Origin of the sequence: Bacillus xiamenensis (assembly GCF_000300535.1) — a bacterium.
Classification (GTDB): Bacteria; Bacillota; Bacilli; order Bacillales; family Bacillaceae; genus Bacillus; species Bacillus xiamenensis.
This window is the reverse complement of sequence record NZ_AMSH01000019.1, coordinates 21,835-34,388: the sequence shown is the minus strand read 5'-3', so window position 1 is coordinate 34,388 and position 12,554 is coordinate 21,835. Positions and strand designations below refer to the sequence as shown.

The 12,554-nt window shown below is 42.6% G+C and carries 15 protein-coding genes; 7 read left to right on the top strand and 8 right to left on the bottom strand.

Going from position 1 to position 12,554, the window contains the following annotated elements:
• Positions 1-25: 25 nt before the first annotated feature.
• Both pdaA and BA1_RS08365 read right to left on the bottom strand, forming a co-directional pair.
• A complete protein-coding gene (pdaA, locus tag BA1_RS08370; RefSeq protein WP_406566817.1) occupies positions 26-805 on the bottom strand; it encodes a delta-lactam-biosynthetic de-N-acetylase in 780 nt (259 codons plus the stop codon).
• Positions 806-919: 114 nt separating this feature from the next.
• Positions 920-1,111 carry an SE1561 family protein gene (locus BA1_RS08365; protein WP_003218031.1) on the bottom strand — a complete coding sequence of 64 codons (192 nt, stop codon included), beginning with the start codon at positions 1,109-1,111 and terminating at the stop codon, positions 920-922.
• Positions 1,112-1,268: 157 nt separating this feature from the next.
• On the opposite strand from BA1_RS08365, the gene yfkAB reads away from it, so the two are divergent.
• From yfkAB to BA1_RS08345, 4 genes are all read left to right on the top strand, one after another.
• Positions 1,269-2,390, top strand: coding sequence for a radical SAM/CxCxxxxC motif protein YfkAB (yfkAB, locus tag BA1_RS08360; protein WP_008357731.1), 1,122 nt, complete (start codon positions 1,269-1,271; stop codon positions 2,388-2,390).
• A 7-nt stretch (positions 2,391-2,397) separates the two neighbouring features.
• The gene (locus BA1_RS08355) at positions 2,398-3,234 is read left to right on the top strand and encodes a mechanosensitive ion channel family protein (protein ID WP_008357729.1); all 837 of its coding nucleotides are present in this window, start codon (positions 2,398-2,400) and stop codon (positions 3,232-3,234) included.
• A gap of 147 nt (positions 3,235-3,381) precedes the next feature.
• Positions 3,382-3,735, top strand: coding sequence for a nuclear transport factor 2 family protein (locus tag BA1_RS08350; RefSeq protein WP_237739204.1), 354 nt, complete (start codon positions 3,382-3,384; stop codon positions 3,733-3,735).
• Positions 3,736-3,867: 132 nt separating this feature from the next.
• Positions 3,868-4,587: a YebC/PmpR family DNA-binding transcriptional regulator gene (locus BA1_RS08345; protein WP_007496614.1), complete on the top strand. Its 720-nt coding sequence runs from the start codon at positions 3,868-3,870 to the stop codon at positions 4,585-4,587.
• Positions 4,588-4,962: 375 nt separating this feature from the next.
• On the opposite strand, the gene BA1_RS08340 is transcribed toward BA1_RS08345, so the two are convergent.
• The 3 genes from BA1_RS08340 to BA1_RS08330 form a co-directional block, all read right to left on the bottom strand.
• Positions 4,963-5,745 carry a YfkD famly protein gene (locus tag BA1_RS08340; protein ID WP_008357724.1) on the bottom strand — a complete coding sequence of 261 codons (783 nt, stop codon included), beginning with the start codon at positions 5,743-5,745 and terminating at the stop codon, positions 4,963-4,965.
• A 67-nt stretch (positions 5,746-5,812) separates the two neighbouring features.
• Complete coding sequence (cax, locus tag BA1_RS08335) at positions 5,813-6,880, bottom strand: calcium/proton exchanger (RefSeq protein ID WP_008357722.1); 1,068 nt, start codon at positions 6,878-6,880, stop codon at positions 5,813-5,815.
• 65 nt (positions 6,881-6,945) lie between these two features.
• Positions 6,946-7,323: an OsmC family protein gene (locus BA1_RS08330; RefSeq protein WP_008357720.1), complete on the bottom strand. Its 378-nt coding sequence runs from the start codon at positions 7,321-7,323 to the stop codon at positions 6,946-6,948.
• 75 nt (positions 7,324-7,398) lie between these two features.
• Here BA1_RS08330 and BA1_RS08325 point away from each other — a divergent pair, with 75 nt between their 5' ends.
• Both BA1_RS08325 and BA1_RS08320 read left to right on the top strand, forming a co-directional pair.
• The gene (locus BA1_RS08325) at positions 7,399-8,562 is read left to right on the top strand and encodes an MFS transporter (protein ID WP_008357718.1); all 1,164 of its coding nucleotides are present in this window, start codon (positions 7,399-7,401) and stop codon (positions 8,560-8,562) included.
• 14 nt (positions 8,563-8,576) lie between these two features.
• Positions 8,577-9,086 (top strand): GNAT family N-acetyltransferase, encoded by a 510-nt coding sequence (locus BA1_RS08320; protein WP_008357716.1) that lies wholly within the window; start codon positions 8,577-8,579, stop codon positions 9,084-9,086.
• Between the two features lie 206 nt (positions 9,087-9,292).
• On the opposite strand, the gene BA1_RS08315 is transcribed toward BA1_RS08320, so the two are convergent.
• The 3 genes from BA1_RS08315 to BA1_RS08305 are packed head-to-tail and all read right to left on the bottom strand — an operon-like array spanning position 9,293 to position 10,953.
• On the bottom strand, positions 9,293-10,111 hold the full coding sequence (locus BA1_RS08315; protein WP_008357713.1) for a YihY/virulence factor BrkB family protein: 819 nt from the start codon (positions 10,109-10,111) through the stop codon (positions 9,293-9,295).
• Positions 10,112-10,129: 18 nt separating this feature from the next.
• Complete coding sequence (locus BA1_RS08310) at positions 10,130-10,462, bottom strand: YtxH domain-containing protein (RefSeq protein WP_008357711.1); 333 nt, start codon at positions 10,460-10,462, stop codon at positions 10,130-10,132.
• 20 nt (positions 10,463-10,482) lie between these two features.
• A complete protein-coding gene (locus BA1_RS08305) occupies positions 10,483-10,953 on the bottom strand; it encodes a low molecular weight protein-tyrosine-phosphatase (RefSeq protein ID WP_008357709.1) in 471 nt (156 codons plus the stop codon).
• Between the two features lie 173 nt (positions 10,954-11,126).
• Between BA1_RS08305 and BA1_RS08300 the strand changes: the two genes are divergently transcribed.
• Positions 11,127-12,482, top strand: a complete 1,356-nt coding sequence (locus tag BA1_RS08300) for an alanine/glycine:cation symporter family protein (protein WP_008357707.1) — start codon at positions 11,127-11,129, stop codon at positions 12,480-12,482.
• Positions 12,483-12,554 lie beyond the last annotated feature (72 nt).

The following is a 12,554-nucleotide window of genomic DNA, read 5'->3' as shown; positions in this document are numbered from 1 at the left end:
CTTGCAGATGTCTGCAAGCTTTTTTCTATAGCTGAGGCAGATGCCATACTTTTTCAAGCATGAGATCGTCTAGGCTTTTAAAGGAATAACCTTGTTTTTTCAGTGCTGTGATGGCATCATCCAGTGCCTCTGCATTGTCTCTTGAGACAGTATGAAGTAAGTAAATGGCACCTGGATGCGCCTGTTTCATCATTTGATTGTACGCATACTGCTTTCCTTTTTGATGATGGATATGCCAATCCACAAACGCCACTGACCAGAAAACGGTTTGGTAGCCGAGCTCTTTTGTTTCCTTCAGCACCCTTTCACTGAACACCCCGCGCGGCGGACGAAGGTAGAGATTATCTTGTTTTCCTGTGATTTTGTATACTGCTTCATTGACACGATCCAGCTCTTCTTTGATTTCCTTCGTACTTTTTGTTGTTAAATCTGGATGGTGATAGGAATGGTTACCGATGATATGTCCTTCTTCTGCCATCCGTTTGATCAGCTGCGGCTGATCCTTTACGAAGTGCCCGGTCACAAAAAAGGTGCCGGGTACTTGATGCTTTTTTAGCACATCTAAAATCTTGGGTGTGTACCCATTCTCATAGCCATTGTCGAATGTAAAATAAATCTCTTTCTTTTTCGTGTTTCCTAAATAGAACGCATCATATTTCTTTAAGAGTGTCGTCAGTTCCTTACCGGCATCTGCCGGTTTATGCTCTTTGCTTTTAGCAAATCCCCAGTGGATGGGGTTATTAGACACTGCTGATACTTCTGACAGAGGCATCAATACAAAAAGCGCACATAAACAGATCAGCATGTATTTTTTCATTTACGTCACTTCCCGGTTTTTCTTCTATTGTGCAGAATATGCCGGGTACTCATACGCTTTTTGACCTGCCAATTTAAAGAAAAAAGCCCGCATCAGCGCGAGCTATTCTTCCTTCCAATCGGTTTTAAACCGTTCATATTTCGCTTCCAGATCGTCAATCATCTGGATCAGTCTGTCTATATCCTCAACGTCCGTTGATTCGGGATCTAATGAATCAATCACATTCATAAACATATCTAATCGGTTTTTTAAATAATCCACCTGTTGTTCTTTGCTGTCTGCTGCCTTGCCCATAGATACACTCCCTTTAGCATTTGTCTATAGCTTATCTTTTTTTCCCTTGTAAATCAATTGAGCCCCTCCCCCCCCTTGCGTATAACGGTCATGGGGCTTAAAATTAACTGTTGGCGGGTCTACGTTTGTTTGCCCGAATGAAAAGGAGATAGATACCATGAACCAAAAAACAGCACTTCGTCCGATTACACCTGCATTCGACCCTTGGGAAGCCTATCTCGATGTGCAGGATTACGGAGAAATGAAGCTGACAAATATTGAATTGACGACAACAACTTTATGTAACATGAGATGTGAGCACTGTGCGGTTGGCTATACTTTGCAGCCTAAAGACCCAAATGCACTGCCACTTGATTTGCTGCTCCGCCGTTTAGATGAAGTACCGCTCTTGCGTTCCCTTAGCATCACAGGCGGAGAGCCGATGCTTTCTCTTAAATCTGTACGCGAATATGTCGTACCTTTATTAAAGTATGCCCATGAACGCGGCGTCCGTACCCAGATTAATTCAAATTTAACACTTGATTTGGCTCGATACGATGAGATTATTCCATACTTAGATGTCCTTCACATTTCACATAACTGGGGGACTGTCGAAGAGTTTGCTACGGTTGGTTTTGCAATGATGGACCGAAAGCCAACCTTTCAGCAGCGCGAGAAATTGTTTAACCGCATGATCGACAACAGTCAGGCACTTGTGAAAGCCGGTGTTACAGTGTCCGCTGAAACGATGCTGAATAAGCGTACGCTTCCTTATATTGAACACATCCATCGTCAAATCGTGGAGGAGATGAAATGTCAGCGTCATGAAGTTCATCCGATGTATCCAAGTGATTTTGCGAGCGCCCTTGAATCATTGACGCTTCCGCAAATGCGTGATGCGATTCATCAGCTGCTTGATATTCGTGATGAAAACACATGGATGCTGTTTGGCACCTTGCCATTTTATTCATGCAGTCCAGATGAAGAAGACCAGCGTCTCCTAAAGCGATTGCGTCAGGCGAAAAATGTCACTGTACGAAATGACCCTGATGGCCGCTCTCGGTTGAATGTGAATATTTTTGATGGGAATATTATTGTAACAGACTTTGGCGATACACCGCCGCTTGGAAATATTGAAACTGATACATTGCAATCAGCCTATACACGCTGGATGAACACAAAATTGGCGAAAGAACTCAATTGTCATTGCCCAAGTGTGCAATGCCTTGGTCCAAATGTTCTTGTGAAAAACAGTTATTATCAAGATGTTGATTTTACTTCTCGTACAGCCAGGGGGTAACCGATAGATGGACGAAACATTTCTGACAGTGGTCAAGAACAAATACATTGAAATTCTCCTTGTTGGACTCATTCTTTGGCTTGCTGTTTTTATGATCAACAAAGCGCTTCAGATTTTCTTTAAACGAACTGAATTCATTGAAGACAAGAAGAAAAAAACGATTGAGAGCTTGATCAAATCCGTTTCAAAGTATACAGCTTCCATTTGTTTTGTCTTATATGTGATTTCTCTATTCTTTCATGACTTTGGGAAAATTCTTGCGGGTGCTGGTGTTGCTGGGATTGTCATTGGTTTTGGCGCTCAGACCTTGATTCGTGATATTTTAGCCGGCATCTTCCTGATCTATGAACGCCAGATTCATAAAGGGGACTATGTGACGGTGAACAATCTTTTTAACGGAACGATTGAAGAGATTGGCCTTCGCTCTTTGCAAATTAGAGAATGGAGCGGCAAGCTGTTAACCATCTCTAACGGAGACATCCGGCAAATTCAAAACTACAATATGCACTACATGCGAATCACCGAGTCTGTCTTAATCAGCGCAAATCAAAATCCTGACATTGCTTTCAAGGCGCTAGAAACAGCATGTGATCAGTTAAATCAAACGCATCATGATTTATTGAAAAAAGATGAATTCCAAAACGCCATTGAACCCTTCCAGGTTCATGGCATTATGGGACTCAATAAGTTGAATCGCGGGATTGAGATCACAGTAAAAGGAATGGTCGAGGACGAAAAATATTTCGAAGCCGCCCTTGCTGTGAGAAAAGAAATGATCACACAACTTCATCAGCATGATGTGAAATTGCTTGAGGATCTCGTCTATCCACAGCCTGCAACATAACCTCATTTGTGATGGGGTTATGTTTTTGATTATTTTTAGTTAACTGGTTAATTATAATATTATATAGTTAACCGGTTAACTAAAAGGAAGGATGTTTACATTGAGAAAAACTGAAGCGATTTTTTTATTAAGCAAATGTATCAAGAGGTGTTAATCCAATTAGATATAGAAAAGGTGGAGACTTATTTTTCTTCAGATTATCAGCAAGTCACTGATGGAAAGGTCTCTTCCCTTAATGAATTTAAAAAGCATCTCTCCACATTAAAAGTCATGACCAAACAGCTCGACATCCCCGCCTTTCATGATATGTTGTTTGATGAAGAGACTCAGCAAGGGTGTTTTCGTTACACTGTACATGTTGAGCTGTCCACAGGAGACCACGGTCTAATAGATGTGATGGCGTTATTTACTTTATTAGATGGTAGAATCATTCGGTGTGATGAGCTGACTAGACCGCATGAGAAAAATAAGACGCTTGAACAACTTGGACATATCAGCTAAGGAATTCTTTTCTTTTCAGCCCTCTTACTTCTACCCTCTTGACTGATTCATGTATAATAGAAGGCAGATTGATTTCATGCAGCATGGGGACCCTCATACTGTGTATTTACTAATTGAAAGAGAGTGAATAAGATGGGTCGTAAATGGAACAACATTAAAGAAAAGAAAGCATCAAAGGATGCCAATACAAGTCGTATTTACGCAAAATTCGGGCGTGAAATCTATGTGGCTGCCAAGCAAGGTGAGCCAAATCCAGAATCAAACCAAGCACTTCGTTTTGTCCTAGAACGTGCAAAAACATATAGTGTCCCAAAACACATTGTGGACCGTGCGATTGAAAAAGCAAAAGGCGGCGCAGAAGAGAACTTCGATGAGCTGCGTTACGAAGGATTTGGTCCAAACGGATCTATGGTGATCGTTGATGCCCTGACCAATAACGTCAACCGCACAGCGTCTGATGTTCGTGCAGCATTTGGGAAAAACGGCGGAAATATGGGCGTCAGTGGATCTGTTGCTTACATGTTTGACCAAACAGCGGTGATCGGTGTCGAGGGGAAAAGTGAAGAAGAAACGCTTGAACTTTTAATGGAAGCAGATATTGATGTACGTGACATTATGGAAGAAGATGATACGGTGATCGTCTACGCTGAACCAGATCAATTCCATCAAGTTCAAGAAGCCTTCAAACAGGCAGGCGTAGAAGAATTTACTGTCGCTGAAATCACAATGCTGCCTCAGAACGAAGTGACATTAGATGATGAATCGAAAGCACAATTTGAAAAACTCATCGATGTATTAGAAGAGCTTGAAGACGTGCAGCAGGTTTATCATAATGTGGATTTAGGGGAATAAAAAGCATAAGCCATCGTAGTTGTTGGGTTCATTCAACTTCTGCGTTGGCTTTTTTATTGTCTAGGTAAGGTTTACGTTCTACTCAAGACCATGTAATATGAAGAAAGAGTCGTTTCCACAAATAACCAAGGAGCTGAGTTTCATTTTTAAAACATGGTGGTTTTCGTATTATGGCTTTATGATCCTCCCTCTTATTGGCCTATGCTTAATTTTCAACAATTTGACGATATTCACTAAAGTCTTTCTCTTTCTTTTCTTTGTATGGTTTTTATATAACGCCTTTGATTTTTACATTCATGAAATGAAAAAGAAAAAAGATAGGACATCTTAATCAAAAAACAGTCATCTCCCCTTGGTAAGAGGAGATGACTGTTTTTAATTCATCCCTTGAAACCCAAACGTCAGGTGATCCTGAACAGGAATCCAAGCGCCGATTCCTTGTGATGTCACATTTTTCACGACAAGTTTGCGTTTATTTCCCTTGAGCACAAGATACACTTCTCCGTAAGTAACCTTTCCTTTTTCGTTAATGGCTGGAGCGTATGCATGCAGGGATGCTGCTTTTTTCGGAGATACGTGGTAGGACTGATCTCGCTTTGTTCCTGCACCAATCACTGTGTCGAAGGCGAGCGGAAGTTTTGTTTTTTGGATGGCTTTTTGCATCATCAATGTTTTCACATCTTCTGGGTTTGGTACTTTTGCTGTGAGCCCTCCACTTACTTTTACTTGTTGTTTTTGCACATATTTGCCGATGACTGTTTTGTTTCCGCCTCTATTATCAATGTGATTCGTGTTCACTTTTTTGTATTCCCAATTGGCGACGGTTTCGTTTGAATCATAGCTGAGTGCCCATCTTCCAAGAAAAATCGTTGCCCTGTAGCCAACTGCTAGCGGTGTACCTGAGATACTGGATTCATTCAGCATTTTAATTAAATGTGTATTTTCAATTGGTACACTTGTTGTTTTAAATAATTCGGCCGTCAGCTCGCTCGGCTGTAGCAGCGGTTGATCCTGTGACGCATTTGGATACGTATTTTCCTTTGAGATACTGGCGACAGACGATGGCACCTTAAACGGCTTTGCTGCCTCGGCTGGAAAGCTGTATAGAAAACTTAAGGATAAGAGAACAACAAACATGATGCGGGGCATCTTTTTCATATCATCACTCTTTCTCATTCATTTTTCCATAGTATTTTCCCGAAAGACGTCCCTTATCCACAAAAGATTATAAAAGGAAAAATCCAATCGCCATAATGAAATAGGCAGCAAGTAATGTGGCGCCTTCAAACCAGTTCGTATCCCCATCATTCGATAGGATGACCGTCAGTAAAACAGAGGATGCCATCGCAATAAGCTCTGGTAATGAGAAGATCAGCGGCATTTGCTTTTCAAAAAAAAGAGAGCTGATCACAAGGATCGGTGCGACCATCATGGCAACTTGAAGCGTGGAACCGAAAGCAATTTCGACCGCGACATCCATTTTGTTTTTATACGCCATGATGATGGCAGAAGCGTGTTCTGCTGCATTACCGACAATCGCAACAATGATGACCCCGATAAATAGTTCACTCCAGCCAAACTGTTCTCCGACTGTGTCAAATGTATGGACGAGCCGCTCTGAAATATACGCCACAGCAATTGTCGCAAGGAGTAAAATCGCCGTGGCAAACTTCCCAGACCATTCTGGTGTTTCTTCTTCCGTCGCTGCTTCCCCTTCCGCAATTTCCTGCTTGGCAACATAAACACCCCTGTGGCTGACCAGTTTGAAATAAAGTGCTGCGACATAAAGCAAAATCATGACAATGCTAATGCCAATACTTAAAACAAATTGTCTATCCTCTGCCATCTCCATTGAAAACACTTCTGGAATGACAAACGCCACAATAATGGCAAACATGAGCAATCCGGCGTTATGCCTTGCATCATGGACGTTGAACTCTTGCCGTTTAAATTTTAACCCGCCAACGAAAAAAGACAGCCCTGCCACGAGCAGTAAATTCCCGATCACCGAGCCAGTAAGTGAAGCAAGAACAATGGCAGTGAGCCCTTGTTTTAATGCAAAAAATGAAATGATTAACTCCACTGCATTCCCAAAAGTAGCGTTTAACAGCCCGCCAATTCTTGGTCCCGCTATAATGGCAAGACTTTCTGTGGCTCTTCCCATAAAACTAGCAAGACCGATGATGGCGATACAATAGACGGCAAACATGACTGCCTGCGGGAAATGAAGAAAACTGCCAATGACAGATAACGGAACACCGATTGCGACAATCACAAGAAACAAACGATTCATACAGCCAATCTCCTTTACATCATATCTGACTGTTATTCTTTCGTGAGTGCCGGCATCATATACATTTAGATTCGCTCGTGTGAAAGGGTGATGTCGATACTTCCTTTGACGGATTGCACCATGGAACAATGCTTCAACGCAAGCTTCATTCCTTTTTCCAGCTGTTCATCAGATGTATTGATGCTTTCTAAAATCATATGTAAGTGAATGCGGGTGATGTTGTTGACAGTCCCTTCTCTTGTCGTTTCAGGTACGATAGTCAGCCTTTGATAAGATATTCGTTTTTTCCGGCATACATGAATGAACATTTCTCCAAAGCATCCAGCAATGGCTGAGGTAAACAATTGATGCGGCCGGTATCCCGCTTCTTTATTTCCTGAAATATGCAGCAGTCCATAATCAGCATTTGCGATCCAGCGATCATTTTCATATGTCAGCTTCATTCCTTTTCCACCTTTCTATTGAAACCCCTATGGTTACATTGTACGATGAAAGCATGAACTTGTAAGGAGCTTCTGATGTCGAGAATTCATTTTATGATTTTAATTTTACTTGTATCCGTTTCTGGTTTTTCGCAGGGGGCGTTATTGCCTGTTATTTCGATTATTTTCGAACATGCCGGCACTTCCCCTACGTTAAACGGACTGCATGCCACAGGCTTATATCTTGGCGTGCTGCTTGCGTCTCCTTTTATGGAAGCGCCACTTCGCCGGTTCGGGTTTAAGCCATTGATCGTCATTGGAGGCGCTGCTGTCTTTTTAAGCTTGTTTAGCTTTGTCTTTTTTGAATCCTATGTCGTCTGGTTCTTCTTGCGGCTCATGATTGGCATCGGTGATCATATGCTTCATTTCTCCACACAAACGTGGGTCACCTATGCATCGTCTTCTAGTAATCGCGGACGGAATATTTCATTGTACGGGTTATCCTTTGGACTCGGTTTTGCCGCTGGTCCTTTTTTAACGCCGCTCATTGAGATCAATCCCTCCCTGCCTTTTATTGTGACAGGAGCCGTTAGTTTATGTATTTGGCTGCTTGTATTTGTTTTAAAAAATACGTATCCAGATACAGGCGACATGCAGACGTCAGAGCAGACAAATAGCCTAAAGCGCTTTAAAAAGGCCTTTCAATTTGGCTGGGTAGCGTTTATGATGCCGTTTTGCTACGGCTTTTTAGAAACGACGCTCAATAGTAATTTCCCTGTGTATGCGCTAAGAAGCGGGGTGACGATAGATGCTGTTGCATTTATTTTACCTGCGTTTGCGATTGGGAGTATTGTTTTTCAGCTTCCTCTCGGTATGCTGAGCGACCGGTTCGGCAGACGCCGCATGATTTTAGTCGTCACACTCGCTGGCTCATTCTTTTTCCTTTTGGCAGGGATTTTCATTCAGTCCGTTTTGGCTGTTGCGATCTGTTTCTTTATCGCCGGTATGGCTGTAGGCTCTACTTTCTCACTCGGCATCAGTTATATGACCGACCTATTGCCAAAGCATCTGCTTCCTGCAGGAAATTTGATGTGCGGGATGGCATTTAGTGCAGGGAGTATTCTCGGTCCAGTTCTCGGCGGATTCTTTGTGCAGACGTTCGAGGGAATGAATTTACTCTATCTTGTCAGCATTGTGATTTTATTTGTGTTTTGCTGTGTTCGATTTGGGAAGACGCTGGCAGTGGTTGAAAGTAACTAAATGGAGGATCTATTTTGTTTACATTTAACATTTCAGATGACTTAAAATTGGCGTGTTTACAAGTAGCCGATGCAGAGGCATTATTTGCACTTATCCAGCAGAATAAAGATCACTTGGGAGAGTGGCTACCATGGGTGAATCACTGTCATCGCATAGAAGATGTTCAATCATTTATTCAATCTGCCCGCACTGCCTATGCTGAAAAAAAAGATATAGAAGCGGGTATCGTATTAAACGATCGATTAATCGGTGTATTCCGCATGACGTTTCAGCATCCGATAGGCAATATTGGGTATTGGATTGGTGAAGATGCGCAAGGGCAAGGTATTGTGACCAAAACAGTGAAATTTATGACAGATGCCTTTGCTCCTGAAGTCGATGGATTTGAAATCTTTTGTCCTGTTGGGCATGTCAGAAGTGAACGTGTTGCGATGAAAGCAGGCTTTCAGCTCGATCCAAACTATCAGCCAAAGCCTGATGCAACTTTTCTCCTGAAACGTTATATACGGATATTGAATCATTAAAAACTCCCCTGCACCTATGCAGAGGAGTTTTTCACCTAATGATACCCATTTTGCCCATTCGCACTTCCGCTTGTTTTGTGCTTTGGCTGATGGCCTTTGTTTTGTTTTGTGTTGCTTCCGCCTTTTTTCGATTGTTTGGACATATGTGATTCCCCCATCCGTCAAGATTGAACACGTTCGTTCTTCTTTAGGATGCCCTGTTTTCTTTACAGCTTGCCTGGCATGATTTTACGCTTATGTAAAAGCGCATTGAGCTCGCCTCCGAGGATAATCATGATGCCGGTTAAATAAAACCAGATCATTAAGATAATGATTCCCCCAATGCTTCCGTACATCGCACTATAGTTGGCAAATTCGCCTACATAAAATGAGAACAGCATGCTGACGAGAATCCAGCCAACAGATGCGAATATGGCGCCCGGCAGCACAAATTTCAATTTCAGCCTGATGTTAGGGGCAAAATAATATAGGGATGTAAAAACAATCAGTAAAATCAGTGGACTAATAATCCACCTCATCGCTGTCCAAATGGTCAGAAACGCATCGGACTGTCCGACTAATTTGGCGAGAAATAAGCCAAGCTCTTTTCCAAAGACAGGCAGCATTAAGGCGAAAATAATCGTAAGAACCATCGCAATGGTTAAGATGATTGATGTTAAACGTACGAGAATGAAGGAACGATTTTCCTCAACTTCGTATGCGTGGTTAAATGCTCTAACAACGGCATTAATGCCGTTGGATGCAGACCATAAGGCGGCAATAATCCCAAAAGATAATAATCCCCCGTTACGGTTGTTCAGCGTCTGTTCGGCAATGGATTCAATCATCGAAAGCGCTCCCTCTGGCGCATAACCAGAAATCACGCTTAAGACATCCTTTGACGTTAGCGGCAAATAGCCAACAAGCGTCAGCACGAAGATGAGAAACGGAAATAATGAAAGCAAAAAGAAGTACGCAAGCTCAGCTGATTTTGCCGGTCCTTCATGCAGCAAAAAGCGTTCAATTAACGCTTTAACAAAAACCATACGTCTCATCTCCAATGATCAGTCTTTCTGTTTCGTTCGAAAGTGATCCTTTGTTTCTTCAATAATCTCTAATACTTTTGGGGTTGTTTCCTTTAACTGATTGACCTGTTCATTTAAAAATGATAAATCATCTGAGACCGTTCTCATCAGCTGCTTCGTTTCTTCCATTTTTTCTTTCACGCAAGCAGACATTTTGCCTGGCTCCTGGCGGTATTCATCCAGCTTTTGCTGGCAGTCATTCCATTTCTCTTTCAGTGCAACCCTTGTTGGACGATGAAACAATGTCAGCAATATGCCGCAGGCTGCGCCTATGACGGCTCCTCGAAGCATGAGTTGATTATTCTCTTCCATCTCATCTGATCTCCTTTCAGTTAAAGGTGTTTCTCTTTTTTTACATACGTCAAAAATCGATCAATTCCTGTCTCAATTAAATCATGTACTTCCTCAAAGTTCCCAGTGTAATAAGGATCTGGTACATCATCTCGATCGTCGTCTTCTACAAAATCAAGAAGACGGCCAATAAAGTGATGTTTTCCATAGCCGGCTATACTGCGGAGGGCCCCTACATTTTCAGCATCCATCGCAATGATATAGTCATATGTGGTGATGTCCTCATCCCTGATTTGTCTTGCGGTCATTCCTTCATAGCTGATGCCTTTTTCATCCAGCAGCTTTCGTGTTCCTTCATGCGGAGGACTGCCTTGATGCCAGCCGCCAATGCCTGCTGAATCAATGACAAAGTGCTCACTCAGTCCTTCGTCTTCTACTCGTTTTCTAAACATCGCTTCTGCCATCGGTGACCTGCATATATTGCCGAGGCATACGAATAATACATGAATCATCCTTCATTCTCCTCCTATCTTTTCCCTAAGAGTCCCTTTCGAAAACCTTTTCTCTATCATATCAAGCTCTTTTTCTTTTGGAAACTTTGCAAGAAAAACTCCCATCGGCATTGACACATTATACAAAAAAAGGTGACACTTTAGGAGAATTGCACAAAAAAAGGGGGATACTTATGGGATGGGTTGAACAGTTTGTCAGCAGGATTAATGATGTATTATGGGGACCGCCGCTTTTGCTTTTCATTGTGGGAACAGGGATTTACCTTACCTTTCGCGTGCTTTTTATTCAAATTAGGCTGCTCCCCTATTCGCTTAAGCTTGCATTTTCAAAGCAGGATAAGACTTCAGAAGGTGATATTTCTCACTTCCAAGCATTAATGACAGCTCTTGCTGCTACGGTTGGAACGGGAAATATTGTGGGGGTCGCCTCTGCTGTCATTGCCGGCGGACCAGGCGCCGTCTTTTGGATGTGGTTTGCAGCGTTCTTTGGAATGGCGACAAAATATGCTGAAGCTGTTCTTGCAGTCAGATACCGCGTAAAAAATGAAAAAGGTGAAATGTCTGGCGGACCTATGTACTATTTGGAGCATGGTTTAAAGCAAAAATGGCTTGGGGTGCTGTTTGCTGTGTTTGGCGCTAGTGCTGCCTTTGGGATTGGAAACCTCGTGCAGTCTAACTCCATCTCAGGGGTCATGTATTCAACGTTTCACATCCCGACATGGGTGACAGGGATCATCATTACCGCCTTTACGGCACTCGTGATTTTAGGCGGGATTAAAAGTATCGGCCGTGTGACGGCTATTTTTGTACCCGTCATGGCTTTATTCTACGTCATTTGCGGGCTGATCATTCTTGTTATGAATGCAGATCTAGTCCCAAGTGCCGTCGGGCTCATTTTCTCTGATGCCTTTACAGGTCAAGCCGTTGCTGGCGGTGCCATCGGAACGGTGATCCGCTGGGGTGTGGCACGAGGCGTATTTTCCAATGAAGCAGGTCTTGGATCGTCTCCTATTGCTGCAGCCGCTGCCAAAACCGATATGCCTGCTCGCCAAGCCCTTGTGTCGATGACACAGGTCTTCATTGACACAATGATTGTTTGTTCTATTACCGGGATTACGATTGTGATGGCAAACATGTATCAATCAGGGAGCAGTGATGCACTCACTTCCGTTTCCTTTTCTTATTTCCTCGGTCCAATTGGTTCAATTATTGTCGCCATCGGCTTATTGTTGTTTGCATACTCCACCATCATCGGCTGGTCGTATTATGGGGAGAAATGCTTTACATACTTAGTCAAAGACTCGCACGTGATGTATTACCGGATTCTATTTGTCATCGCCGTCTTTTTTGGCGCTGTGTTTAAAAATGACTTTGTCTGGGGCTTGGCAGATATGCTCAATGGGCTGATGGCTATTCCAAACTTGATTGGCCTCATCGGTTTATCAGGCGTGGTCGTATTTGAATCCAAACGAATCATTGATAAGATCAAGCAGGAGAAAAAGGAGAAAAACATTTCAGTCTCCTCTTAATAGCCCTTTTATTCTTTTGCATTTCTGTTAAAATAGACATATTATTCGACACATGCAGGAAAGGACGTGCCG